Raw genomic sequence first — 26,037 nt, forward strand, 5'->3', positions numbered from 1 at the left:
TTACAGGAGCTACCAAAAAACGACAAGGGTAGTTTGATAGCTCAGTTTTTTATTTGTGACTAATTTCTGAAATTTGTAGTTTTACTTGCTCTATACTCATAGATTCTTGCTGATTATTTCGCAAACTCCATAGCCGAAGCTTCTCATCGTAATTAATAGTAAGGATGTATTGGCAACCACTTTTAAGCGCATTTTGATGTTGTCGCTTTAATTTCGCCCCGCTGCAATCAGTCAATACGTTTAAACCAGGTAGGTCTCTGCGTAACTGACAAGCGAGCATCTGCGCGCGAACACCACCATCATTTAGCTCGCTGGTAATAGCAATATCAGGTGCCGACTGCCATTGTGGGTTCTGGCCGTCAGAAACGGTTTGTAGCAGCAAGAGTAAGCGTTCGATACCGATGGCAAAACCACATGCGGGAAGTTTCTTGCCGCTAAACAGTTCTGCGAGGCCATCGTAGCGCCCACCACCACAAACGGTACCCTGAGATCCTAAATCATCAGTAACCCATTCGAAGACGGTCCGAGAGTAATAATCTAAGCCGCGTACCAGGCGGGGGTTAATTTGATAGGTAATTCCTGCATTATCCAAAATCGTCCGTAGGGTATCAAAATGCTGGCGAGACTCTTCACCTAAAAAATCAAGTAGACGTGGAGCATGTTCAATAACGCTCTGAAGGTCAGGATTTTTACTGTCGAGAATACGTAATGGGTTAATGGCAAGACGTTTCACGCTATCTTCGTCGAGCACAGCAGCATGCTGAGTGAACCATTTGACCAGCTCTTCGCGATGCGCCTGCCGTTCTGCGGAGGTACCGAGTGAGTTTATTTCGAGGCGGACGTTCTGAGTAATATTTAAATCTTCAAAGAGATCCCGAATCATAAAAATGAGTTCTGCATCCACGTCGGCGCCGGACATTCCGAATGCTTCGATGCCAAATTGGGTAAACTGGCGCAAGCGGCCTTTTTGCGGGCGCTCATAGCGAAACATCGGTCCTTGATACCACAAGCGCTGTGACTTGTTGTAACACATATTGTTTTCCAGCACGGCGCGCATACAGCCGCTGGTTCCTTCAGGTCTAAGAGTGATATGTTCACCACTTTTATCTGTGAAATCATACATTTCTTTTGAGACGATATCGGTCGCTTCACCCACAGCTCGTTCGAACAGCGTCACCGGTTCGAGCAGTGGCAGCCGCATCTCCTGATACCCGTAACGAAATGCCATATGGTGGAGTTTTCTTTCCAGCCACTGCCACATGGGGGTTTCATCGGGAAGAACATCTCTCATACCTCGTATAGCCTGGATCTTGTTCATGACAACTCCTTACTTAAATTAGAAAAAGATGGTTTTGTTGGGCGTATTTCTGAGACGTCATTTTTTTGACGATGACGCCTGGCAATGTAGAAAAGATAAAGAGGGAGAGTGGCCAGCTGTAAAACGATTCCCCACACCACCGTTGCCGAACTTTCTGTCATAAGGGCTAATGTGATGAAACAAAGTGCAATGAAGCTGAGGCAGCAGTAGCAATAGAAGTTTGTATGTTTCTTCTGGCGATTGATGACCATCATTACCGGGAGTGAGATGGCAGCGAAAGCGTAGGGTAAAAGGCTGGCAGAGATGGCCAGGGTAATAATAGTTTTGAACTGGCTTTGTAAATCGGGTGACAGCGTTAGCAGCAGGAGCAGGGTCATCAAAGATGCAGTGAAAACGAGCCCTGCCCACGGAACACCATGGCGATTTATTCGGGCAAAAAAATCCGGTAAAAGTCCATCCTCTGCGGCGGCTCTGGGGACTTCTGTCTGGAGAATTTGCCAGCCAGGCATCGCGCCAAGACAGGCGATAACCACCATAGCGGAAATCAGAGAGCCGGCGACTTTCCCCCACATCGCGGCAGCGCTGTCGGCAAAGGGGGAAGATGAATTCACCAGAACATCATGTGGCAGTATGCCCATCATGACATTGGTGGATGTGGCATAGCATAACCCCGCAATGGCTAAGCCCAGTAAGGTCGCCAGAGGGACGGTACGACGGGGATTTTTTACCTGCCCAAAAGAGACTGATGCCGATTCAATACCGAGGAATCCCCATAACGATATCATTGCGGCGTTGATAATGGCCTTCAGGTCGCTATGGTTACTGACATTCCAGCTCATCTGATAACGCCCGGCATCAAAATGCCACCAGCCCAGCATACCGATGCTCAGGATGACCACCACCATGCACCCACCGGTAAACAGCTGAGCGTATCCCACCAGCTTTGCACCTCTTAATCCCCATAGGACAGAGAGCCACAACAAGATAATACAAGCGCTGGTACCGTAGAGGGGGTTATGCAGTGCGGGGAAGAAATAGGAGAGATAACCCACGCCGGCAAGTAGCAAGGCACAATTGCCAATCCACGTTGAAAGCCAGTAAAACAGGGTCATTTGCAGGCCAACGAAAGGGCCAAAACTCGCCGTTATACTGGCAATAATTCCCCCATTTCGGGGAAATAACTCACTCATTTTGCAAAAGATGAGTGCCAGTGCAGTAATGGCTAAAAAAGCGACCCCCCATCCCCACACGGAAATCGCACCGATACGTGCGAGTGTGGCGGGCAGCATAAAGACCCCGCTTCCCATCATATTTGATGCTGTCATCACGGTCAGGGCAAGCAGGCCCATCTGATTGGTTCTCGCGCAGCATTTACTCATGCCAGTCCCCATTAGGTGGATGATGAAAAACAGTCGCAGCGGAGTCTGATGTCTCCCCGGCGAATGTCTCAGGCACAATTTTGTCGTTACAACATATCGACAAAGCGGTAATCTGAATTAAGGCTCCGTAGAAACAGAGCCTGAAGGACGCACCGATATTGATTGGTCTCGGCATCGGTGACGTCTGTCCTGGAGGGCAGTGAGTGATTATCACTGCCCTTTTACTATGCGGCCTGTTTTTTCAGGTCGGCGATCACGTCATCAATCAGTGCATCAATTTTGCTGGAATCAAGGTGGTGCGCGGTGGCGATGAGGTGGGCAATATCGCCAGATGTAGCAAGACAGTGTTTCTTCCAGACGGCCTCTGATGGGCAAGGGAAGACGACGGTGATGGAGTTTTTGTTGCGCCAGGCATCAATTCCCGCGGACTGAAAACGGTCAACGGCATATTGCGCCATATTCAGGCTGCGTTCGATACGACGCCGCCACTCCTCCCATGAATGGCTACGAATTGCCTCCCACATCATGAGTGGGGTATGACCGTTACGCGAGCCTGAAATGGTTTTATCGTGAGCAGAAATATAATCAATCTCTACAGAGATTCGATCGACATTTTTCTTTTTAGCAACAACAATGCCGCAAGGAATCGGTGAGCCAATCATTTTGTGTCCGGAAACACCAATGGAATCAATGCCATCTGCGAAGTTAAACGGCTGTGGATTATCAACAAAAGGTAAGATCATTCCGCTCAGCGCCGCGTCAGCGTGAAGATAATAATCTTTGCGTTCAATGCCCAGTTCGCTAATTGATTCCTGAATGATGGCAATATTATCAATTGCTCCGCGAACGGTAGTCCCAATATTTGCAAAAATAATGGGGTGTTTTTCATTGTCGCGTTTTATTTTTTTGATTAAATCGGTGTAATCCATCTCACCATTGGGTTGCGATTCAACAAGTGTCGATTTTATGCGCAACAGTTTGACGATTTTTGCCACGGAGTAATGGGTATCTTTCGAGTAGTATAGCGTACCGTTGGGGAAAATCTCCCGACCCAGATAGCAGCCAAACATATTGCCTTCGGTACCGCCATTGGTCACATACCCCCAACTTTCTTCAAATGGGATTTTAAATAGCTGGGCGAAATACTCCATGACCTCTTTTTCAAAATCAAAGGAGTTTAATAAGTAGTTGCAGTATTCTCCCCAATCGCCACAGTTGTTGATTGAGAAGCGCATGAAACGTTCAAGGATGGTGTAATCAAAATCTGCCGATTCAGGATATCCGATATTAAAATATTGGTTTTTTACACAATATGACCAGAAAGAATCAAGTTTATTTTGATCGCTAATGGATAATGTCATTTTAAACTCCTTGGTGTTCTTATTTATATATCTGGATTTACTTGTCTAAATAGAGAGTGGTTTGGCCTTTTTTGCTTTTTCCTGCAGCCACGAAAGAAAATAAAGGAATAGTCACCATCATCATAAGTATTCCCCAGAACATGGAATCGCTACCTGACCCCAGTAAGGCGAAAATACAGTAGATCATGCCAATGACGACAAGCGTGCAGTAAAACATAAAGGTGCTGCCGCGGTTCATTTTCTTTGATACGAGAATGATCGGTAAGGAGATCAATGCATACATATACGGGAGCAAAGAAGCGAATACTGACATTAAGATAATGACTTCAAACTGCTTGGCGAGGTTTGGTGAGGCGGTAAGCAGTAATACAATGCTCATCAGAACACCGGTGAAAATAAGACTTTTCATCGGGACATCCTGTTTATTGGTGTCAGAGAAAAATTTCGGGAACAGGCCTTGCTGAGCACCTGCACGTGGCCCTTCTGACTGCAAAATGAGCCAACCCGAGATTGAGCCGAAGCAGGCAATAATACTCAAGGCGGAGGCAATGTTACCCGCCATATTACCGAACATGTAGCGAGCGGCGTCTGCGAATGGCGCAGCCGAGGTGATCAGAACATGATGCGGAACCAGGCCCATGATGACGGTGCAACTACCGACATAGCATACAGAGGCGATAAGCAGTCCCATTACCGTCGCGCGAGGTACGGTACGCTCAGGATTTTCAACTTGTCCTGTTGAGACGACAGCAGATTCAATTCCTAAGAATCCCCAGAGAGCAATGGAGGATGCAGAAATAATTGCGGAGGAATTACTGCGCCCGGTCGCATTATAAACTTCGGAATACATTTCTGGGTTAAACCAGAACCAACCCACCAGGCCCACACCTAAAATAACGACAAGGCCACAGGTTGCGGTGAAGGACTGTGCCCGACCGGCGACCTTCGCACCGAAACTCGCAAGGAATACAAATGCCCACAAAATAATAATGGCAGCGATACAGCCATAGGCCGGGTTTTTTAATTCAGGGAAAAAGAAACTTAGATATCCAACGCCAGCAACCAGTAATGCAACATTACCAACCCAGGCGCTTATCCAGTAACAGATGGTAGTTTGAAATCCGATAAATGGTCCAAAAGCATCGCTGGCATAGGCAACGATCCCTCCGGTTCGTGGTGTAATGAGGCTGGTTTTAGCAAAAACTAATGCGAGGGCAATAACACCGATAATGGTAAATACCCATCCCCATATTGAGATAGAACCAATGCCTGCTAAATTAGTGGGTAACATAAATACACCTGACCCCATCATATTCGATGCGGTCACTAATGTCAGGGCAATGACTCCCATTTTATGAGCAGAGCCTGAGCTAACTGTTCCCATAATGGTTTCCTATTAATTTTGAGTTTTACAATAAGTGAAAGTTCGTACTGAAGTCGGGGGTATTTTTATCAACGAGAAGGTGTTGTTTTTGTGATAGGGGTCAAAAATGAGTATTAAGTAGATTATTAAATGCTGAAGAACTGGTGGTTATTTGTTCAATTATGACGTAATTGACTCTGTCCCCTTTTATTTAAACTATTTGTGCCTCGGTTTTATAATGCTGAGGCGCCGCTCCGGCATGAACAGATAAAATGGCTGAAGCAAAGATTGTGTTAAATAATATGCGTTCATGTGCCTGTTTGTGGTTTATTTTGTTTCGTTTTAATCTGTTTATTTACTTTTGCTGATTAGTCCTGAACAGCAGCTCCCTCAGCCACTGTTGCGCCGGGTCGCGATGGCTACGCTCATGCCAGGCCATGCTTTTGCTAAATCCTGGTATTGTCAGAGGCGGCGGAGCGATGTGCATCCCGTCGGCTATCTTCGCCAGCCGGCGCGGCACCACGGCTATCATGTCGCTGATCGCCAGAATTTCAGGCAGCACCAGAAAACTACTCACCGACAGCTCCACTCGCCGCGAACGTCCCAGTGCCGCCAGCGCCTCATCGGTTACGCCACGAAAGCTATCGCCTTGCCAGGAGACCAGCACATGTTCCAGCGAGCAGAAAAGATCGAGGGTTAACGGCGCGGCGGCCAGCGGATGGTCTGTCCGCATCAGGCACACGTACTCTTCCTGATACAGCGTCCGGTTGTGGAGATCGGGCGGCGTGGAATGAGGCGTTAGCAGTGCAATATCGACATCACCCCGCTCGGTCTGGGCAAAGAGCATCTGCGGAGAGTCCGGAATAACGCGAACGCGAATGCCCGGCGCCCGCGTTTTCAGTGCGGCGATAAACGGCACGATCGCCGCTTTGAGTGCGTAGTCGGTCGCCGCCATTGTCCAGGTAAAATCCGCCTGTAGCGGGTCGAAGATGGTCGGATAGAGCAGCGCTTCGGCATCCGCCAGCAGCTACTTAACCGGCGAAGCCAGCGTCTGCGCGCGCAGAGTCGGCACCATACCGTGTGGGGCGCGGATAAACAGCGGGTCGTTAAAGGCTTCCCGCAGCCGGGTAAGCATGCCGCTGACCGCAGGCTGCGTCAGGGAAAGTCGCGTCGTAGCCCGGGTAACGCTGTGCTCATCGAGCAGAGCATCCAGCGCTTTGAGCCGATTCAGATCGAGATTTCTGATATCAGATTTCATGATGAAGGTCCGCAACGGCGATAAGTCACATTATGCTATGCCCGGGAGTCGACAGCGGGCAAATTCCCATTATGATAGTGGGGCTGCGGTAGAATGAGAGGAAGCATGATCTGGTTAGGATTGGCCACGCTGGTGGTAGTTTTTGTTGTCGGATTTCGGGTACTTACCTCTGATTCACGCCGTGCTATTCGCCGCCTGAGCGAACGGTTAGCCATTACCCCGGTGCCGCTGGAATCGATGATCGATCAGCTGGGAAAAACCGCCGGAAATGAGTACCTTCATTACCTTGAGCGCCCCAATGAGGCGCATCTGCAAAACGCCGCCCAGGTCCTGCTGATCTGGCAGGTGGGGATTGTGGATAGCAGTGAACAGAACCTGCACTACTGGTTCCGTCAGATGCAAAAAGCCCGCCTGGCTGCACCGATTACCGATGCGCAGATCCGTCTGGCACAAGGATTTCTGCGCGAGCTGGACCCGGAGCTGAGCGAGATTGTCGCCCTGCAGCAGCGCTATAACGCGCTGTTTTTACCTGAAGACGGCGTGCACTGGCTGCACTGATTACCTTGTCGGCCACCGGATATCTGATCGCGCTGCGGCCCGTTACTGGCGGGCTTGGGTTTATTCACGCACAATAATCAAGCCTGAAGTTGTCAAAACGTTAAATTAGTCACACACAAAATGTTACACTGCGCAGCTTTTCCGCCATTCAACCTTGCAGGTAACTGATGACTCCTCTGAATGAAGCCAAACAACATGCCAGCGAACATGCGCGGCCAAACTGGTCGGCGGTCTTCGCGGTGGCCTTCTGCGTGGCCTGCCTGATTACCGTTGAGTTTTTACCGGTGAGTTTGCTGACGCCGATGGCCCAGGATCTGGGGATTTCTGAAGGGCTGGCCGGCCAGTCGGTCACCACCACGGCGTTTGTGGCGATGTTCGCCAGCCTGTTTATCACCTCCATGATTCGCAGTACCGATCGCCGCTATGTGGTGATTCTCTTCTCGGTTCTGCTAACGGTATCCTGTCTGCTGGTCTCTTTCGCCAATAGCTTTGCGCTGCTGCTGGTGGGCCGAGCCTGTCTCGGGCTGGCGCTGGGCGGCTTCTGGGCGATGTCCGCCTCGCTGACGATGCGCCTTGTCCCGATGCGGGTGGTGCCAAAAGCGCTGTCGGTTATCTTTGGCGCGGTGTCGATTGCGCTGGTGATTGCCGCGCCGTTGGGGAGCTTTCTGGGCGGCGTTATCGGCTGGCGTAACGTCTTTAATGCGGCGGCGGTGATGGGCGTACTCTGTACGCTTTGGGTGCTGAAGGTGCTGCCCTCTTTACCCGGCGAAGCGCCGCATCAACAGCAAAATATGTTCGGCCTGCTGAAACGCCCCGGCGTGATGGCCGGGATGTGCGCCATTTTTATGGCCTTTGCCAGGCAATTTGCCTTCTTTACCTATATTCGTCCGGTCTATATGACCCTCGCCGGTTTTGATGTTGATGGCCTGACGCTGGTGTTGCTGAGCTTCGGTATTGCCAGCTTTATCGGTACCTCGCTGTCGTCGATGATCCTTAAGCATTCGGTGAAAATGGCCCTGACGGTTGCGCCGCTGCTGCTGGCGATTTGTGCGACGACGCTGGTGCTGTGGGGAGAAAGCCAGGTGATAGCGTCGGCGGTGGCGGTTATCTGGGGCTTTGCATTTGCATTGATTCCGGTGGGGTGGTCAACGTGGATCACCCGCTCGCTCTCCGACCAGGCTGAGAAGGCCGGCTCAATCCAGGTGGCGGTCATTCAGCTGGCCAATACCTGTGGTGCGGCGGTGGGGGGCGTGGCGCTGGACCATCTTGGCCTGCTATCGCCGCTGGTGATTTCCGGCGCGTTGATGCTGTTGACCGGCTTGCTGGTGGCTGGCAAAGTCCGGGTGTAGTCGGGACTACGTTTCACGGGCAGGGCAACCCGGGCAAGGTGCGTATGACCCCGCCCGGGAAAAGGCAGTGAAATCTATGGGCGTTCGCCTTTTGCCAGGCGGGCGTTAATCTCGGCAATCACTCCCGGCAGGTCCGCCAGCGTATCAACCACATAATGCGCCCCTGCGGCATACAGCTTGCTTGCTGCAATCTCGCGGCGGGTGGCTATCTCTTCCGTCGTCATTGCCTGATATTCTTCCCAGGTGGCGCCAAACTCGTTGCCGGAAACCGCCAGGCCGACGCTCCACATGCCGGCGTTTAGCCCTTCGGTGATCCCGGGGGCGGCATCGTCCACCTTCACACAGTGAGCGACGGCATCAATGCCCAGAACAACGACGTTTTGCAGCGCCATCCACGGGCCTGGACGGCCGCCAGCCGCGAGGTCGTCGGTGGCGACCCAGTAGTCCGGCGCATAGCCATGGGCGGCGGCGGCGGGCACCAACTTCTCCATTACCGGGCGCGGGTATCCCGAACAGGAACCAATCTTCAGTCCTTCGGCGCGAAATGCGGAAATTGTGTCGACAACACCGGCAATCGGTGCAGAAAAGTCGACAACTTTGGCAATTTGCAGCGGCATAAAAGCGGCATAAATCGCGTCAATATCGGCAGCGCTCATCGCCCGGCCGAATTTCGCCTGCCAGCGCGCGTCCACGGAGGGTAATTTACCCAGCGCTTCAATATGCTGCCACTTGCCAAGCCCCATCGGGACACGGGCTTCAGCCAGGGTGATATCGACATCAAATGCCTGATGAAAGGCCTCGACGAAAATTTGCGTTGGCGCAAATGAGCCGAAATCCACGGTGGTGCCAGCCCAGTCAAGGATCAGTGCGGTAATACGGTTCATGGCGGTTCCTCAGTGAGTCCAGTACATGGCGTTGTCGATAGCGGTCAGCAGGGCGGTAATGTCGGCGTCATAAACCTCGCCAATATTGCCAATACGGAAACAGTCGCTCTGCGAGACTTTGCCCGGATAGATAACAAAGCCCTGCTCTTTCAGCTTCTGGTAGAACGCCTTGAAGCGGTACTGCGGCGCGTCCGGAGAGTAAAACGCGGTAATGATCGGTGAATGCAGGCTATCGTCCAGCAGCGGCTGGAAGCCCAGCGCACGCATCCCGGCGACCAGACGGCGCTGGTTGGAGCTATAGCGCTGGTGGCGCGCGACCACACCGCCCTCTTCGGCCAGCTCTTTCAGCGCCTGGGCAAAAGCCAGCACGGTGTGGGTGGGGGAGGTAAAGCGCCATTTTCCATGGTTATCTTCCATGCATCGCCACTGGGCATACAGATCCAGAGACAGCGATCGCGAGCGGCCTTTACAGGTTTGCAGTTCGCTCACGCGGGCAATCACAAAGGCGAAACCCGGTACACCCTGAATGCATTTATTGGCGGAGCTAATCAGGTAATCGATATTCAGCGCGGCGATATCCATCGGAATACCGCCGAAGCTGCTCATTGCATCAACGATGTAGCGTTTACCATAGCGCTGCGCCAGTACCGCTACCTCTTCGATGGGGTTAAGCATCCCGGTGGTGGTTTCGCTATGGACCATGGCAATATGAGTGATCGCCGGGTCCGTCTGCAGGATCTGTTCGATCGCTGCGACGTCTGGACGGGCGACTTCCCCGCAGTCATACGGGTGACAGGCAACGCCCATCATTTCTGCCATTTCAATCATCCGCGCCCCGTAGGCCCCGTTGCTGATAATCAGCACTTTGCCCTGCGGACCGATTGCGCTACCGAGTACCGCTTCGACCGCGTAACTGCCGCTACCCTGCAGCAGAACCGAGGTGTAGCCTTCGGCCGGGGTTGCCAGCTGTACCAGCTGCTGGCGAATGGTTTGTACGACGCCGAGATTGTAATCATCATCCCAGGTACAGCTATCGAACAGCATGGCCTCTTTTACCGTACGGGAGGTGGTCAGCGGGCCAGGGGTCAGCAGCAGGTAGTTGCGTGAAGTCATTTATCTCACCATTGGTCTATACCAGATTGGCTTTATGATGCTGATAAGGGACGCCAAAGGTCAAAGAAAAGATCGTGCTGCAACAAAAAATTCATCTCCATGGGTATAATGGCGCTATCAAATCTGCTTGCGAGTCAACATGAAATCACCCTCTGGCGAAACGCCGCAATACCTGCTGATAAAGGCGCAACTGCAGGCTCGTATCGAAAACGGGGCGTTAAAAAGCGGCGATAAACTGCCGTCAGAACGCGAGCTGTGCACTATTTTCAATACCACGCGAATTACGGTGCGCGAGAGCCTGGCGCAGCTGGAAGCCAGCGGCGTGATTTATCGTGCGGATCGCCGCGGTTGGTTTGTGACCCCGGAGCGTCTGTGGCTGGACCCGACACAAAATACCAACTTCCATAAGCTGTGCCTGGAGCAGGGGCGGGAGCCGAAAACGGTTTTGCTAAACGGTCGGTTGGCCGCGGTGCCGCTTGATGTGATGGCGCCGCTGGCGCTGCAGCCGTTCGATCAGGTTTATCTCCTGACGCGCCTGCGCTATGCCGACGGACGGGCGATTTGCTACAGCGAAAACCACTGCCTGCCGGCGCGGGTGCCGGAGCTGCTGCGCCACGATCTGAACGGCAGCCTGACCGAGATTTATCAGGCCCATTACGACCTGATATATACCAGTATGCATTTGTCGTTCTATCCAACCTCTATGCCACCGCAGGCGGCGGAGGCGCTGGGGGTGATGGAAGGGCGTCCGGCCCTGCTGCTGCGCCGTCTGAATTACGATCAGCATGGGCGTATCCTGGATTACGATATTGAGTACTGGCGCCACGATAGCCTGCGCATCGAAGTCGATACCCACTGATTTTGTTGGCCCTGTGAGGTGGGCATTATGCTGACCGGGGCCCCGTTCAGCACCATCTTGTCACCCTGACAAAGCACGGCTGGCGCCGCCTCCAGGGGAAATTCCTGCACGAGTTTTACCCTGACTACCCCCTTGCGCTTTTCATCCTTTCGACACCGTTCATTCATCGTTTTGTCATAAATCCCCGGTAGCGTGACAATCAATCTGGTATAGACCATTTAAAATCACCATCCGATGAGGCTTACACGATGAAACTTTCCCGACTTGCTCTGCTGTCCGTTTTCGCGCTGACCAGTTCCCCGGTTTGGGCCGATGGGGTGGTCACCGTTTATTCCGCTGATGGCCTGCATGACGGCGATAACAGCTGGTATCAGAACCAGTTCGACGCCTTTACCAAAGCGACGGGCATCAAAGTGCAGTATGTGGAAGGCGGCTCTGGCGCAATCGTTGAGCGGCTGGCGAAGGAGCGTACCAACCCGCAGGCCGACGTGCTGGTAACCGTTCCGCCGTTTATCCAGCGTGCCAGCAAAGAAAATCTGTTGGCTGAATTTACCCCGCAGGGCAGCGAACAAATTCCCGGCGCCAATGCCCGTTACTCGCCGCTGGTGAACAACTACCTGACTTTTATCTACAACAGCCAACTGCTGAAAACCGCCCCGGTCAGCTGGCAGGAACTGCTGGACAGTCGCTACAAAAACAAGCTGCAGTACTCGACGCCGGGCCAGGCCGGTGACGGTACTGCGGTAATGCTACAAGCCTTTCACAGCCTCGGCGGCAAAGATGCCGGGTTTGCCTATCTCGGGAAACTGCAGGCCAATAACGTCGGCCCGTCGGCCTCTACCGGCAAGCTGACCGCGTTGGTGAATAAAGGTGAACTGTTGGTGGCGAACGGCGATCTGCAGATGAACCTGTCGCAAATTGCGCGAAACCCGAATGTGAAAATCTTCTGGCCGGCGGACGATAAGGGCGAGCGCAGCGCGCTGGCCCTGCCGTATACCGTGGGTCTGGTCCAGAACGGGCCGCAGAGTGAAAACGGTAAAAAGCTGATTAACTTCCTGCTTGATAAGCAGGCGCAAAGCAGCGTCAGCGCGCTCTCCTGGGGCCTGCCGGTACGTAGCGATGTGACGCCAACCGACAGTAACTATCGGGCGGCAAAAGCGGCGCTCGACGGCGTGAAAAGCTGGCAACCGAACTGGGACGATGTGGCCGTATCGCTATCGGCGGATATTGCCCGCTGGCATAAAGTGACCGACAGCGAGTAAGCCTGATGTTGATGAAAACGACTGCTGCCCACTCCCCGTCAATGACGGGGACTTCGGGGATAACCCTCGATTCTCTGCGCGTTTCGTACCACGGCAACGTGGTACTGAAACCGCTGTCGCTGACCATTGAGCCAGGCGAAGTGCTGGCGCTGATTGGCCCCTCTGGGTCCGGGAAAACCACGGTACTGCGGGCCATTGCCGGGTTTGTACAGCCGGCGGGTGGACGCATTTTGATTGGTGATACGGAGGTGACCGGGCTGCCGCCGTACAAACGCGGTCTTGCCATGGTGGTACAAAACTATGCGCTGTTCCCGCATATGAAGGTGGAAGATAACGTCGCTTTTGGCCTGCGCGCGCAAAAGCAGCCGAAAGCGCTGATTGCCGACAGAGTGCAAGAGGCGCTGAAGATTGTCGGGATGGCGGACTACGCCACGCGCTATCCGCACCAGCTTTCCGGCGGCCAGCAGCAGCGCGTCGCCATCGCCCGGGCGATTGCCGTGCGTCCGCGGGTGCTGCTGCTCGACGAGCCGCTCTCGGCGCTGGATGCGCAAATACGTCATAACATGGTGGAGGAGATTGCCCGTCTTCACCGTGAGCTGCCGGAGCTGACCATTCTCTACGTCACCCACGATCAGACCGAAGCCCTGACCCTGGCGGACAAGATTGGCATTATGAAAGACGGGTCAATGATTGCGCATGGAGAAACGCATCGGCTTTACCATTATCCGCCTAACCGCTTCAGTGCCGAATTCCTCGGCCGCGCCAATATTCTGCAGGCCACGGCGCTGACCGATAGCGCGGGCCCAGGGCTGGTCAGCGTCAGCTGCGGCGGCGGGTTACTCCAGGCTTTCAGCCAGGGCGGACAGCATGGTAATAACAAGCTGCTGTGTATTCGCCCGCAACATATGAGTCTGGCGCCGCGCTCGGCGGCCAGCAACCGGCTTCATGCCACGCTGACGTCAGTGCACTGGCAGGGGGATCTGACCCATCTGCTGTGCGACGTGGCCGGCGAATCGGTGCGTATTGTCATGACGCATGTTAATCCGCTGCCGCGCGCGGGCGATAAGCTGGCGCTCTACTTTGAACCGGACGACGCGGTCCTGATTGAGGTGTCATGATGTCGCAGACGTTAACGCTGTCGCGCCCGCTGCCGAACCTGCGTCCCTTCCTGTGGCTCCTGTTGCCGCTGTTGGTGCTGGCGACTCTGTTTTTCTACCCGCTGCTGCTGATCGCCGAACAGGCGTTGCGCGATACCAGCGGCCATTTGAGCCTCGGAACGTTCTGGCAGGTAATGGAGTCCCGCCGCTTTATCGGCGCCTTGCTAAATACTTTGCAAATTGCGGTTTTTGCCACGCTTGGCTGTCTGGTGCTGGGCAGCCTGATGGCGGTGATTCTGGTATTTATCCCGTTCCCTGGTAGCCAGCTGATTAGCCGGGTGATTGATACTTTTATCGCCCTGCCGACCTTTCTTATCACCCTCGCCTTCACCTTTATTTATGGCTCGGCTGGCCTGCTGAACGGCACGCTGATGTCGCTGTTCGATTTTGCGCTGCCGCCGGTGGATTTTCTCTATTCGATTCAGGGCGTGATTCTGGCGGAAATCACCGTATTTACGCCGCTGGTCATGCGTCCGCTGATGGCCGGACTGCGGCAGATTGATAAAAGCCAACTGGAGGCGGCGAGCATTCTCGGGGCTCATCCGCTGCGGGTGATTGCCCAGGTTATCTTCCCGGCGGCGCTGCCGGCGCTGATGGCGGGGGGCAGTCTGTGTCTGCTGTTAACGACGAATGAGTTCGGCATCGTACTGTTTATCGGCGCGAAAGGGGTAAATACCCTGCCGATGATGGTCTACAGCAAGGCCATTCTGGAGTCCGATTACAGCGTGGCCTGCATGATTGCGCTGATTAATATTCTGCTGTCGCTGGGGCTGTTTATGCTCTACCGGCTGGCGGCTGCGCGTACCGGCGTGAGGAGCTAACGATGTTAATTTGGTCGCATAAAGGCCGCGCGGCGGCGGGAACTCTGGCGGTAGTGTTATTTGCCGCGTTCTTCTTCCTGCCGCTGGCGGTGATTTTGATGTCCAGCCTCAGCCAGCAGTGGAACGGTCTGCTGCCGTCGGGGTTTACCTTCGGACACTTCGTGAATGCGTTTCGCGGCGCGGCCTGGGATTCGCTGTTCTCAAGCCTGGTGGTGGGCTTTTGCGCCAGTCTGTTCGCCCTGTTATGCGGCATGTGGGCGGCGCTGTCTCTGCGTCAGTTCAGCGCCCGGCTGCAAAAATATCTCGGGCTGGCGTTCTATCTGCCCAGTGCGATTCCTTCCGTTTCAGTGGGGCTAGGGATTCTGGTGGCTTTCAGCCAGGGGCCGCTGCGAATGAATGGCACCTTCTGGATTGTACTGGCGGCGCACTTCGTGCTGATTTCGGCATTTACCTTCAGCAACGTCTCCACCGGGCTGGCGCGTATTTCGCCGGATATTGAAAACGTCGCCTCCAGCCTTGGCGCCTCGCCGTGGTATCGTCTGCGTTATGTCACCTTACCGCTGATGACGCCGTGGATGATCTCCGCGCTGGCGCTAAGTCTGTCGCTGTCGATGGGGGAGCTGGGGGCCACGGTGATGATTTATCCGCCGGGCTGGACGACGCTGCCGGTCACCATCTTCAGTCTTACCGACCGCGGCAATATTGCCGATGGCTCGGCGCTGACCATCGTGCTGGCGGGGGTGACGCTGCTGCTGATGATCAAGCTTGAGCGCATCGCCCGCCGATTGAGTCAGAGATAAGATTTCCCCGGTAGCGTGACGCTTACCGGGGGGACATACCTTATTAACCGGACAGGCGCGTCACGCGCTGCCTCCGGGGAAAGCTATGGCATCAGAACCACGCCTCAAACATGCCGCCGACGTTCAGCGAATCCAGCTGGCTGTCTTTGGTGCCGTTCACCTTCGCGGTACGTTTATTATCTACCTGGCCACCGGTGACGTAGAAACGCAGCATCGGACGGAATTCCGGCCCCATCCCGATGGCGATATTCTGCGACAACGTCAGTTTCCAGCCGTGGTTATCTCCGCCCTGATCGTAATCTACGCGTTGATAGCCCGCTTCCAGCCAGGTCGAATGCACGTCATTCCAGAAGTACATCGGACGCACGATCGCTCCGTAGTTTTTACGATTATCGCTATCATCTTTGCCGTTATCGTAATCGTGGAAGGCCAGCAGGTATTCCACCTGCGCCTGCTGAGTAAACTTGTGGAGCCCCTCGAAGCTGGCGTAAATCGCCGTCAGGTCGTCTGTCTTGTTATAGACGCTGTTATCCGAGTTATCCGAGTAGCGCAGAATCACCTTATTGACGCCGCTGTCGTTAGTATGGCTCAGCACCAGGCCGCCCTGCCAGGCGTCAAGTCGGGCATCGTCATCCACGGCTTTGGAATCAAAACCGTAGTTGGCATAGACCTCAACGTCGATCGGGCCCGCTTTCATATTGTGAATTTTCGAGGTCAGCGCATAGTGACCGTCGTCGCCGGTGCCGGAGCCGCCGGTACAGGTAATGCGCGATGGGTTAGCTTCGTCGGCCATGACTTCCGGACTACAGGACTCTACCTGCGAAACCGCCGCGACATCGAACTGGACACCGCCGATATCGAAGTTTTTCACCCCGGCGCCCTGGCCGTCGTGGTTCATCCAGAAGTAGTCGTTGATGCCCTGCTGTGGACGCTGGTGGAAATCACGACCGGCCCAGATATAAGCGCCGGGATTCGATTCCAGCACGTTGGTGACGCCAACGTAGGCCTTCTTGAGGTTAACTTCGTCGCTCCAGTGATCGAACATGACGTTGATGTCCCAGATGGCGCCCTGGCTGCTCTTAAAGGCTTTGGTAATCTGGAACTCGCCGCCGTTGCCTTCGTTGCCCAGACGGCCGATGGCCGACGCGCCGTTATAGGAGCCATCGACGCCAACGAACTTCTGATCGCCCGTCTGGAACTGGGCGCCGTAGCGGGCGTAGCCGCTAAACTTGAGGCCGAACGGAATCGCCATATCCGGCGAAGCGGCGGTGGTTTGCGGGTTGGTAATGACGTCCACTTTCTTATTGGCGGCGGCATCAATTTTAGCCTGACGATCCGCCAGCGCCTTATCGACGGCTTTCGCCACAATGGCGTCAATTTGTTCCTGAGTAAAATCTTGGGCGAGTACGGAAATTGGGCACAGCGCGGCGACGACCGCCATTGCTAATGGCAGCATTTTTACAGTTTTCATAATTATCTCGCTTTTAATAATTCATATATTCAGATAATAGCCATCCCGCCAGGATAAGCTGGTTTATTTATTTCGGGTACAGTTGTTAAATATTTATATAAATTAACGCTGGTATAAATGAATTAATTCTTCTGAAAATTCACGCGCTAGCAGTGAATTCATTAAATGATCCTGAGCATGCACCATAATTAACGTCATTGGCTGGCGCGCCTCACCGGCGTCCTGCTCGATGAGCCGGGTCTGCATCAGGTGCGCGCGGCGGGCGTAGCCGTCGGCTTCATTCAGGAGTAATTTGGCTTCATTAATATTTCCACTACGGGCGGCATGTAACGCTTCAAAACATAATGAGCGTGACTGTCCCGCATTCACGATAATTTCCATTACCGCTTCTTCTAGATCAATCATAATATTACCTGAGGTGATTAATTTTATTATTTAAAGAATATAGCGAAAATTCCTTTTTCGCATTATTCGGAGATGATGGTATTTGATTATTTAAATTTTACGGAAAACATTCCGCCAGCGGTATTGCCGCTGATTACTGGCTGACGGTTTCGGCAACCGGTACGCTATTTTTTGCTTTTTCTACTTCAGTTTTCATTAAAGAGCGTTCATAGGCGCGCAGGAACGGCAGGTAGATAACCGCTGACATCACCATGCAAATGAGGCACATGATGACCGGACTTAAGGTCCAGTTAGCCGCCCAGGAGGCGCCTATCGGTGCTGGGGTCGTCCACGGCGTCAGCGACACGACCTGCGTCAGCCAGCCGAGGCGGGTTGCGCCATAGGCCAGGATAGCGTTGATCATCGGGACGAAAACGAACGGGATAAACATCATCGGGTTCATAATTATCGGCGCCCCAAACAGGATCGGCTCATTAATATTAAAGAAGCTGGGCACGATACCCATTTTGCCGATGGTACGCAGGTGCGTCACGCGGCTACGCAGCAGCAGGAAGGCCAGCGGTAAGGTTGAACCCACGCCGCCAATCAGCAGATAGTGGTCCCAGAAACCTTGCAGATACACGTGCGGCAGGGCGGCACCGGCTGCCAGAGCCGCCTGGTTTGCCGACAGGTTTGCCATCCAGAACGGGTTCATAATTCCGGTGACAATCAGCGAGCCGTGGATCCCGGCAAACCAGAAGATCTGGCACATCAGCACGGAAAGCAGAATCGCGGGCAGGGAGTCGGAAGCGGATACCAGCGGTTCCAGCAGGTGCATAATCGCCTGCGGCAGGATCATGCCGGTCTGGGCTTCGATAAACAGGTTTAGCGGATGCAAGGTGCCAATCACCACCAGGACCGGGATCAGGATTTCAAACGAACGGGCGACTCCGGTTGGCACCTCTTTCGGCAGGCGAATGGTAATGTTGTTCTGCTTCAGCCACGCGTAGACGCGGGTGGAGTAAATGGCGGTAATCAGCGCGGTAAAGATCCCCTGACCTGACAGGTACTGCGTCGAGATTTTACCGTCAGCATAAGGGGCCGCCACCAGTAAAAAGGCCATGAATGCCAGCAGGCCGGACATCACCGGGTCGAGTTGAAACTGGCGTCCCAGACTGGCGCCAATACCGACGGAGATAAAGAACGTCATCACCCCCATGCTGAGGTTGAACGGCAGCATCAGCTGTTCGCGGTACTGCTGCGAGAAATCGAGCCAGCCGCGGGCAAAACCATTGGTGGTATCCGGTGAAAAGGGAGGAAAGATAAATACCAGCATGAAAGAGCCGATGATCATAAACGGCAATGCGGCAGTGAAGCCATCGCGAATAGCGATAACATACTTCTGCTGCCCAAGGCGTCCTGCCAGCGGAGTAATAGATTGCTCGATCACGGCAATCATGGACTGATACAGAGAGCTCATTTGCACACCTCTTATTGCGCCGGATTAATCAGCGACAGCGCATAATCCAGGACGTTATCTCCCCGTTGCATCCCGTAGTCCATGGCATTAATAGGCTGGACCGGAATATTCAGGGAGGCGGCTTTTTCTGACAATGTTTTCAACATGTATTTCACCTGCGGACCAAGAAGTACCACCTGGTACTGCGGAAACTGCATGTCAAATTCGGAAACGCCGTAGGCGTCAATCTGCACCGGCAGGTTACGTTCTTTCGCCACGTCGACCATCTTCCTGACCAGCAAACTTGTGGACATCCCGGCAGAGCAGCACAGCATAATCTTGTACATCGACACTCATCCTCAAAATGTAAAAAGTTATTGCGTGGATGATTTGATATCAGACGGAAACCGGTTTCCATTCATAAAAAACAGAACTGTGATGACTGTCAAGATCTTCTCCTTATAGCGCTAATTAATTGGATTCTGCTCACAGATTTCAGCCGGTTTGGCGATGTTTTTCCATGAAACGGAAAATCGGTTTCCAAATGAAAAGGGAAACGGATATACTGGCGATGGTTATAATTGAAGCGATTCAGGGCCGGGGATGTACAGGGATCGGACGCGCCCTGTCAGGGGATAATGATGTCTACAATCAATGATGTATCACGTTTAGCAGGGGTGTCCAAAGCCACCGTCTCTCGGGTTTTGAGCGGTTCGCGCGGCGTCAAAGAGGCCAGCCGTCAGGCGGTACTGCAGGCGGCAGAAGAACTCAATTACCGACCCAATATGATAGCCCAGTCGCTGCTTAGCCAGAGCACCGGCTGTATCGGCGTGATTTGTGCTCAGGACAATATTAATCAAACGACCAGCTATCTGTATGCTCTGGAAAAACAGCTGAGCCTGCATCAGAAGCATCTGCTGCTGCGCTTTGCCAACACGCGCGCCGGCGTGATGAGCGCCCTCGAAGAGCTCAGCTGCGGCCTGTGTGATGATGTGTTGATTATCGGCGCGCGGTTTCCATTAAATATCGACCGGCCGGATGTGGCGCTGATTGACTGCCTGGAAAGCGAAGGGGTGAACAATATTCAGTTTGACCACGCATTTGCGGCGGAAACGGCCTGTAACTACCTGATTAGCCAGGGGCGGCGACAGATTGCGTTAATTCATCCGGAAGGGAGCGGCTTTGCCGACCAGGTTTTGCTGGGCTACAAACATGCGCTGGAAAAAAATTTCCTGCCGTTTAATCGCAACCTGGTATTCCTCGACAGCACATCGCCGTCGGTGGCGGTGCAGGAACTGGTGAACAATGCGACCACCTTGAATTTCAATGCGTTACTGGTTGCCGACGAGCAACAGGCTCAGCATATTGTGCCGCAGCTGCTGGCGTTCAACCGGGCGGTGCCGGAAAAAGTCATGGTGTTCAGCCTGGCCGGATCGTTACAGCTGCCCGGTATTCCGACCATCCCGGCAATTGAGTATTCGATGGACGCCATGGCGGCACGCATCGTCAGCTGGCTGACGGAAAAAACCCAGATGCTCGGCGGCAGCATGTTGCGTGGTGATTTAATTATTCCGAAGCGCTAAGCGCCCCTTCTGAACCTCGACCCGCGGCTTTAACACCGCGGGTTTTTTTATACCGACCTTTTTGCTGCCCACTTCACAATATAAACAGAACTCATAGCTGCCGCCGGTTTTTTGAACCGGACAGCGCCCGGTGACTACCTTAAGTTGAATACGAAAGTTCAATACCAAAAATCATTAACCAGAACATTCGTATCGCCTGCTTAAGGAAGTCACCCTATGAATCACCCTCGTGTTGTCGACGTGAAGTCGTGGATCGATGCCCGACCGATCTCACGTTTTCAGTGGAACGTCCTGCTGCTGTGTTTTGTCATCATTATGCTTGATGGCTACGACGCGGCGGTGATGGGTTTTATCGCCCCGGCTCTGATTGAAGACTGGGGCATCAGTCGGGCCGAAATGGGGCCGATCCTCGGGGCCGCCATGTTTGGCGTAGCCCTCGGCGCGCTGGTTGCCGGCCCGCTTTCCGATCGTTACGGTCGCAAGCGTATTCTGCTGTGGTCGGTGGCCTTTTTTGCTCTCTTCAGCCTTGCCGCCGCGCTGGCGCAGAGCCCGTCACAGCTGGCGCTGATGCGCTTTCTCACCGGGCTGGGGCTGGGGGCGGTGATGCCCAACTGCGTGACGCTGGTGGCGGAATATATGCCCGAACGTCGTAAGGGGCTGATGATCACCCTGATGTACAGCGGCTTTAACGTCGGCTCCGGGCTGGGCGGCTTTATCGCCGCAGGTCTGCTGTCGCATTACAGCTGGCATTCGGCGCTGATATTCGGCGGCGTACTGCCGCTGGTGGTGCTGCCGTTCATGGTCGTCATGCTGCCGGAGTCGGCGATGAATATGGTGGCACGTCGCTTACCGGGTGAGCATATTGCCCGGGTCCTCAACCGTCTGGGCGGCAGCTTCGATAGCAGCACCGTCTTTCAGCTCAATGCGCCGCAAATCTCACGGCGCAGTAAGGTGGCGCAGCTGTTCCGCAACGGCTATGCGCGCGGCACGCTCGCCCTGTGGCTGACCTATTTTATGGGGCTGTTTGTGATTTATCTGCTCAACGGCTGGCTGCCCACGATTTTACGTTCTGGTGGATTGTCGCTGCAGCAGGCGGCGATTATCACCGGTCTGTTCCAGCTGGGCGGCCCGCTGGGGGGGATCCTTGTCGGTTATCTGATGGACCGCGGCTCGGCAAAAGCGGTGATTGCGGTGACCTATTTCCTCGGCTGTATGTGTCTGTTAACCCAGGGGCTGATGGACTTCGGCTCGGCGGCGCTGGCGGTGCTGATCTTTATCAGCGGCATGTGTATTAACGGCGCGCAAAATGGCCTGCAGGCCTACTCGCCGGCCTACTATCAGACCGAAATTCGCGCCACCGGCGTTAGCTGGATGCACGGTATTGGCCGTAGCGGAGCGATACTTAGCTCTACCCTCGGTGGCGTGATTATGCTCGCCGTACCGGGCCACTCTTCAATATTTTTGGTGCTGGCGCTACCGGCCTGCCTGGCGGGGATCGCGATTTTACTGCACCGTATGAACCACCCTAAGCCTCGGCAAACAGAGGCGGATCTGAACGCGCTGTCGCAAACGTTGCATAACCGATAAGTGGAGTTACCTTATGGCCAGAATACTCGGCGGGATCGCCGTTTCTCATACCCCGACCATCGGCTTTGCCGTCGATCATCACAAACAGCAGGACGCGGCATGGGCACCTATTTTCCAGAGCTTTGAGCCGCTGCAGCGCTGGCTTGATGAGAAAAAACCGGATGCGCTGGTCTATATCTTCAATGACCATGTGACCGCCTTTTTCTTCGACCACTACTCGACGTTTACGCTCGGGATTGATAACGAATACGATGTGGCAGACGAAGGGGGAGGCCCGCGCGATCTGCCGCCGGTAAAAGGCGATGCGGCGCTCTCCAGGCATATTGGCGCGAGCCTGATGGCGGACGAGTTTGATATGTCGTTCTTTATGAACAAAAAGCTCGACCACGGCCTGTTCTCTCCGCTCTCGGCGCTGCTGCCGTGGCAGCAGGAGACGGGATGGCCGACGCGGGTGATCCCATTGCAAATCGGCGTGTTGCAATTCCCGGTGCCCAGCGCCCGGCGCTGCTACAAGCTTGGCCAGGCGCTGCGCCGGGCGATTGAAAGCTACCCGCAAGATATCAACGTGGCGATCGTCGCGACCGGGGGCCTGTCGCATCAGGTGCATGGCGAGCGCTGCGGTTTCAACAATCCGCAGTGGGACGCGCAGTTCGTTGATATGCTGGTTAATGATCCGGAAAAGCTGGCTGAAATGACGCTTGGCGAGTACGCCACGCTTGGGGGGATGGAAGGGTCTGAAGTGATTATGTGGCTGGTCATGCGCGGCGCGCTGTCGGCGAATGTGACTGAAACCTGGCGTGACTACTACCTGCCGTCAATGACCGGCATCGCCACCCTGATTCTGGAAAATAATGCCCGCACTCCGCCGGTGGATACCCTCAGTCGCCATCGTCAGCATATGGCACAGCAGCTGGCTGGCGTGGAAAAGCTGCCGGGGACCTATCCGTTCACCCATGAACGGAGCCTGAATAGCCTGCGGTTGAACAGTTTCCTCCACCAGTTGATCCAGCCCGCCTGGCGCGAGCGTTTTCTCAAGCAACCGCAGGCGCTTTACGCCGAAGCGGGGCTCAGCGAAGAGGAGCAACGTCTGCTCGACGAGCGCGACTGGCGTGGGCTGATTCAGTACGGCGCCAGCTTTTTCCTGCTGGAGAAAATGGGGGCGGTGGTGGGCGTATCCAACCTGCATATCTACGCCGCCATGCGCGGACAGACGCTGGAAGAGTTCCAGAAAACGCGAAATCAGCAGGTGACTTACTCGGTGGCCGGAACCCGTTAACCTTGCGCGACCTGCCGCTGGATAAAGCTGAGCAGTGCCTGGGTCGCCGGCGACGGCAAACTGCCCGCGCGGAAGGTTAGCCCGATGCGGCGGGTGGTATCCGGCAGCTGCACCGGCAGGACGGTCAGCAGGCCATTGTCGATTTCGAAACACATCTGGCTGGCGGAAACTGCCGCCAGCATATCAGAGTCGCGTAGCAGGCCGCGCACCATCGCCGCATCTCCTGTCTCCACGGTTGGCTGCGGCAAAGGTAATCCCAATGTCAGAAACGCCCGCTCCAGCAGGCGTCGTGCCGGAGCATTCGAGCGTGGCAGTACCCATTGCGCGGCCGCTAGCTGACTCAGTGGGTCGGGGTGGCGAAGCAGCGGGTGCTCGTTGCGCAGAAGAATCAACATATCTTCCTCAAACAGCGCCTCGCAGCTCAGGTCCGGCAGCTCTTCATCCTGACGCAGCGCGCCGATAATAAAATCGATGTGCCCCGCGCGCATGTCGGAAACCAACGACTCATACGGACTTTCGTTGGTCATCACCATAATCCCCGGATGATGCGCCAGAAAGGCGCTAATCGCCGCAGGCAGCAGCCGGGTACGGCTGAGCGGCAGGGCGCCGATGCGCACGCTACCCTCAAGCACCCCCCGACGGGCGGCAAGATCGCTCCAGATATTCTCCAGCTCGTTGAGTGCCCGGCTGATGGGCGGGTACAGCAGGTCTGCTGCCGGCGTCGGGCGGACGCCTTCCGGTGTCCGGCGAAACAGCGCGGAATCGGCGCCTTTTTCCAGAATTTTCAGCGCCGCGCTGACCGCCGGCTGGGTGATACCCAGCTGCGTGGCGACGGTCTGCGTGTGGTTGACATGGTAGAGCTGCAGAAAAATCTCCAGCCGCCGGGTATTAAACAGCCAGCCGGCGTCCGGCAGCGCCGATGAGGCGCGGGCTTTCAGCTTGTGCAACAGGGCGGGAATCGCCTGTAAATCACCGATCGCGCGCAGGGCGCGCGGCAGAATACATTTACCGTACTCTGTCGCCACCATCCCGCTGTAGTGGCGCTCGAATAGCGTCACGTTCAGCGCCGCTTCCAGATCGCGGATTGCCCGGGTGATCGCCGACTGTGTACGAAATAAGTCATCAGCGGCACGCGAGACGCTACCGCGCTGAGCGACCTGGCAGAAGAAGCGTAGCTGCATGATATTTATCGTCTTATCGTATTTTCTCTTCAACATTCTGTACCAGGCGCCAGGTTGTGAGCTTTCCTACAACATAAATAAAAATCATAGCCTTCGCAAGTTAACGAATTACCCGCGGACCCCGGGACATGACAAGCTGAAAAAAACAACAGAGGAAGCCATCATGTCTCATCCGCATAGCGAAAAAAGTGCCCTTGTCGTCAGCGCCCACTCTGCCGATTTCGTCTGGCGCGCTGGCGGGGCGATTGCCCTGCACGCCAGCCAGGGCTACCAGGTCCATATTGTCTGCCTGTCGTTCGGCGAGCGTGGCGAATCGGCCAAATTGTGGCGCAAAGGCAACATGACCGAAGAGACGGTGAAGCAGATCCGCCAGCAAGAGGCGCAGGCCGCCGCCGATATCCTCGGCGCCAGCGTCGAGTTCTTTGATATCGGCGATTATCCTCTGCGCGCCGATAAAGAGACGCTGTTCCGTCTGGCCGATGTTTATCGTCGCGTGCAGCCGCACTTTGTCCTGACTCACTCGCTGCAGGACCCCTACAACTACGACCATCCGATGGCCTCTAATCTGGCCCAGGAAGCGCGGATCATTGCCCAGGCAGAAGGCTATCGTCCCGGCGAAAAGATCGTTGCCGCGCCGCCGGTTTACTGCTTTGAGCCGCACCAGCCGGAACAGTGCCACTGGCAGCCGGATGTCTTGCTGGATATCACCAGCGTGTGGGAGAAAAAATATCAGGCTATTCAGTGTATGCAGGGCCAGGAGCATCTCTGGGAGTACTACACCCGGGTTGCGCTGCAGCGCGGCGTGCAGGCGAAACGCAATATCGGCATCACCGCCGCCCGCGATATCGTTCACGGCGAAGCATATCAGAGCATCTTCCCGCGGGTGACGGAGAATCTGGCATGAACCTGTTGAATAAAAAAGGCATTGTTGTCCGTAATCTGCCGCGCCACGACGCGGCGACGTTACAGCAGTTTGCAACAGCCGGGGTGGCAACGATTCATGAAGCGCACGATCGGCAGGGATTGATGGCTCCAGCCATTCGCCCGATTCAGCAAGGCGTCAGCCGGGCGGGGAACGCCGTAACGGTGCTGGTGACGCCGGGCGACAACTGGATGTTCCACGTGGCGGTCGAGCAGTGTCGCGCGGGCGATATTCTGGTCGTGGCCCCGACCTCGCCCTGCGGCGATGGCTTCTTCGGTGACCTGCTGGCAACGTCGCTGCAATCACGGGGCGTGATAGGCCTGGTGGGCGATATCGGGATCCGCGACTCGCATACCCTGCGAGAAATGGGCTTTGCCGTGTGGTCGCGCCAGGTCTATGCCCAGGGGACGGTGAAAGAGACGTTGGGATCGGTCAACGTCCCGGTTGTCTGCGCCGGGCAACTGGTTACCCCCGGCGATGTGGTGGTGGCGGATGACGATGGCGTCGTGGTCGTACCGCATGCACAAGCCCGCGCGGTGCTGGCCAAAGCGGAAACCCGAATGGCTAATGAAATGGCGAAGCGCGATCGGATGCGCGACGGCGAGCTGGGACTGGATATCTACGCCATGCGTCCGCGTCTGGCGGAAAAGGGGCTGCGTTACTACGACAATGCGGACGATGTGGAGGGCTAA

The 26,037-nt window shown here is 55.0% G+C and carries 23 protein-coding genes and 1 pseudogene; 12 read left to right on the top strand and 12 right to left on the bottom strand.

Translation table 11 applies throughout. From position 1 onward, the window contains the following. Window positions 1-49 precede the first annotated feature (49 nt). From hisS to BV390_RS15660, 5 genes and pseudogenes are all read right to left on the bottom strand, one after another. Window positions 50-1,318, bottom strand: a complete 1,269-nt coding sequence (gene hisS, locus BV390_RS15640) for a histidine--tRNA ligase (protein ID WP_085397091.1) — start codon at window positions 1,316-1,318, stop codon at window positions 50-52. Next, the gene (locus tag BV390_RS15645; protein WP_085397119.1) at window positions 1,315-2,667 is read right to left on the bottom strand and encodes an amino acid permease; all 1,353 of its coding nucleotides are present in this window, start codon (window positions 2,665-2,667) and stop codon (window positions 1,315-1,317) included. Before BV390_RS15645 ends, hisS begins: the two co-directional genes overlap by 4 nt. A 254-nt stretch (window positions 2,668-2,921) precedes the next feature. Next, complete coding sequence (locus BV390_RS15650; protein WP_085397092.1) at window positions 2,922-4,058, bottom strand: histidine decarboxylase; 1,137 nt, start codon at window positions 4,056-4,058, stop codon at window positions 2,922-2,924. Window positions 4,059-4,095: 37 nt separating this feature from the next. Then, window positions 4,096-5,442, bottom strand: coding sequence for a histidine-histamine antiporter (gene hdcC, locus BV390_RS15655; protein ID WP_085397093.1), 1,347 nt, complete (start codon window positions 5,440-5,442; stop codon window positions 4,096-4,098). 334 nt (window positions 5,443-5,776) lie between these two features. Next, window positions 5,777-6,679: pseudogene (locus BV390_RS15660) on the bottom strand (LysR family transcriptional regulator). A 105-nt stretch (window positions 6,680-6,784) separates the two neighbouring features. Here BV390_RS15660 and BV390_RS15665 point away from each other — a divergent pair. Next, complete coding sequence (locus tag BV390_RS15665) at window positions 6,785-7,237, top strand: DUF1198 family protein (RefSeq protein WP_032690196.1); 453 nt, start codon at window positions 6,785-6,787, stop codon at window positions 7,235-7,237. A 167-nt stretch (window positions 7,238-7,404) separates the two neighbouring features. Next, on the top strand, window positions 7,405-8,586 hold the full coding sequence (nepI, locus tag BV390_RS15670) for a purine ribonucleoside efflux pump NepI (RefSeq protein ID WP_085397094.1): 1,182 nt from the start codon (window positions 7,405-7,407) through the stop codon (window positions 8,584-8,586). Between the two features lie 74 nt (window positions 8,587-8,660). On the opposite strand, the gene phnX is transcribed toward nepI, so the two are convergent. Further along, window positions 8,661-9,470, bottom strand: a complete 810-nt coding sequence (gene phnX / locus BV390_RS15675; protein ID WP_032698499.1) for a phosphonoacetaldehyde hydrolase — start codon at window positions 9,468-9,470, stop codon at window positions 8,661-8,663. Window positions 9,471-9,479: 9 nt separating this feature from the next. Continuing rightward, window positions 9,480-10,583 (bottom strand): 2-aminoethylphosphonate--pyruvate transaminase, encoded by a 1,104-nt coding sequence (gene phnW, locus BV390_RS15680; RefSeq protein WP_085397095.1) that lies wholly within the window; start codon window positions 10,581-10,583, stop codon window positions 9,480-9,482. A gap of 139 nt (window positions 10,584-10,722) precedes the next feature. Between phnW and phnR the strand changes: the two genes are divergently transcribed. The 5 genes from phnR to phnV all read left to right on the top strand — a co-directional run bounded on the left by phnR (window position 10,723) and on the right by phnV (window position 15,482). Further along, window positions 10,723-11,442 carry a phosphonate utilization transcriptional regulator PhnR gene (gene phnR, locus BV390_RS15690; protein ID WP_032690200.1) on the top strand — a complete coding sequence of 240 codons (720 nt, stop codon included), beginning with the start codon at window positions 10,723-10,725 and terminating at the stop codon, window positions 11,440-11,442. 248 nt (window positions 11,443-11,690) lie between these two features. Next, complete coding sequence (gene phnS, locus BV390_RS15695; protein ID WP_085397096.1) at window positions 11,691-12,704, top strand: 2-aminoethylphosphonate ABC transporter substrate-binding protein; 1,014 nt, start codon at window positions 11,691-11,693, stop codon at window positions 12,702-12,704. Between the two features lie 5 nt (window positions 12,705-12,709). Beyond that, window positions 12,710-13,822 carry a 2-aminoethylphosphonate ABC transport system ATP-binding subunit PhnT gene (gene phnT / locus BV390_RS15700; protein ID WP_032690202.1) on the top strand — a complete coding sequence of 371 codons (1,113 nt, stop codon included), beginning with the start codon at window positions 12,710-12,712 and terminating at the stop codon, window positions 13,820-13,822. Beyond that, window positions 13,822-14,682 (top strand): 2-aminoethylphosphonate ABC transporter permease subunit, encoded by an 861-nt coding sequence (gene phnU / locus BV390_RS15705; protein ID WP_032690203.1) that lies wholly within the window; start codon window positions 13,822-13,824, stop codon window positions 14,680-14,682. The genes phnT and phnU overlap by 1 nt, the downstream gene beginning before the upstream one ends. A gap of 2 nt (window positions 14,683-14,684) precedes the next feature. Then, window positions 14,685-15,482 carry a 2-aminoethylphosphonate ABC transport system, membrane component PhnV gene (gene phnV, locus BV390_RS15710; RefSeq protein WP_032697045.1) on the top strand — a complete coding sequence of 266 codons (798 nt, stop codon included), beginning with the start codon at window positions 14,685-14,687 and terminating at the stop codon, window positions 15,480-15,482. 91 nt (window positions 15,483-15,573) lie between these two features. On the opposite strand, the gene BV390_RS15715 is transcribed toward phnV, so the two are convergent. The 4 genes from BV390_RS15715 to BV390_RS15730 form a co-directional block, all read right to left on the bottom strand. Beyond that, window positions 15,574-16,953, bottom strand: coding sequence for a carbohydrate porin (locus BV390_RS15715; protein WP_047663613.1), 1,380 nt, complete (start codon window positions 16,951-16,953; stop codon window positions 15,574-15,576). Window positions 16,954-17,055: 102 nt separating this feature from the next. Continuing rightward, on the bottom strand, window positions 17,056-17,358 hold the full coding sequence (locus tag BV390_RS15720; protein ID WP_015585486.1) for a PTS lactose/cellobiose transporter subunit IIA: 303 nt from the start codon (window positions 17,356-17,358) through the stop codon (window positions 17,056-17,058). A gap of 133 nt (window positions 17,359-17,491) precedes the next feature. Beyond that, window positions 17,492-18,817: a PTS sugar transporter subunit IIC gene (locus BV390_RS15725; protein ID WP_049268341.1), complete on the bottom strand. Its 1,326-nt coding sequence runs from the start codon at window positions 18,815-18,817 to the stop codon at window positions 17,492-17,494. Between the two features lie 11 nt (window positions 18,818-18,828). After that, the gene (locus BV390_RS15730) at window positions 18,829-19,143 is read right to left on the bottom strand and encodes a PTS sugar transporter subunit IIB (protein WP_032690208.1); all 315 of its coding nucleotides are present in this window, start codon (window positions 19,141-19,143) and stop codon (window positions 18,829-18,831) included. 294 nt (window positions 19,144-19,437) lie between these two features. Here BV390_RS15730 and BV390_RS15735 point away from each other — a divergent pair, with 294 nt between their 5' ends. From BV390_RS15735 to BV390_RS15745, 3 genes are all read left to right on the top strand, one after another. Beyond that, a complete protein-coding gene (locus BV390_RS15735) occupies window positions 19,438-20,379 on the top strand; it encodes a LacI family DNA-binding transcriptional regulator (protein ID WP_015585487.1) in 942 nt (313 codons plus the stop codon). Between the two features lie 216 nt (window positions 20,380-20,595). Beyond that, window positions 20,596-21,966, top strand: coding sequence for an MFS transporter (locus BV390_RS15740; protein WP_032697042.1), 1,371 nt, complete (start codon window positions 20,596-20,598; stop codon window positions 21,964-21,966). A gap of 13 nt (window positions 21,967-21,979) precedes the next feature. Beyond that, on the top strand, window positions 21,980-23,242 hold the full coding sequence (locus tag BV390_RS15745) for a gallate dioxygenase (RefSeq protein ID WP_032698510.1): 1,263 nt from the start codon (window positions 21,980-21,982) through the stop codon (window positions 23,240-23,242). Here BV390_RS15745 and BV390_RS15750 read toward each other — a convergent pair. Next, window positions 23,239-24,459 carry a LysR family transcriptional regulator gene (locus BV390_RS15750; RefSeq protein ID WP_032690211.1) on the bottom strand — a complete coding sequence of 407 codons (1,221 nt, stop codon included), beginning with the start codon at window positions 24,457-24,459 and terminating at the stop codon, window positions 23,239-23,241. The genes BV390_RS15745 and BV390_RS15750 overlap by 4 nt on opposite strands. Window positions 24,460-24,586: 127 nt before the next feature. Here BV390_RS15750 and BV390_RS15755 point away from each other — a divergent pair, with 127 nt between their 5' ends. After that, window positions 24,587-25,327 (top strand): PIG-L deacetylase family protein, encoded by a 741-nt coding sequence (locus BV390_RS15755; protein WP_032697040.1) that lies wholly within the window; start codon window positions 24,587-24,589, stop codon window positions 25,325-25,327. Beyond that, window positions 25,324-26,037 (top strand): 4-carboxy-4-hydroxy-2-oxoadipate aldolase/oxaloacetate decarboxylase, encoded by a 714-nt coding sequence (locus BV390_RS15760; protein WP_049268342.1) that lies wholly within the window; start codon window positions 25,324-25,326, stop codon window positions 26,035-26,037. Before BV390_RS15755 ends, BV390_RS15760 begins: the two co-directional genes overlap by 4 nt.

It is taken from the genome of Klebsiella sp. YJ (genome assembly GCF_002108615.1).
Taxonomy (GTDB): domain Bacteria; phylum Pseudomonadota; class Gammaproteobacteria; order Enterobacterales; family Enterobacteriaceae; genus Klebsiella; species Klebsiella planticola.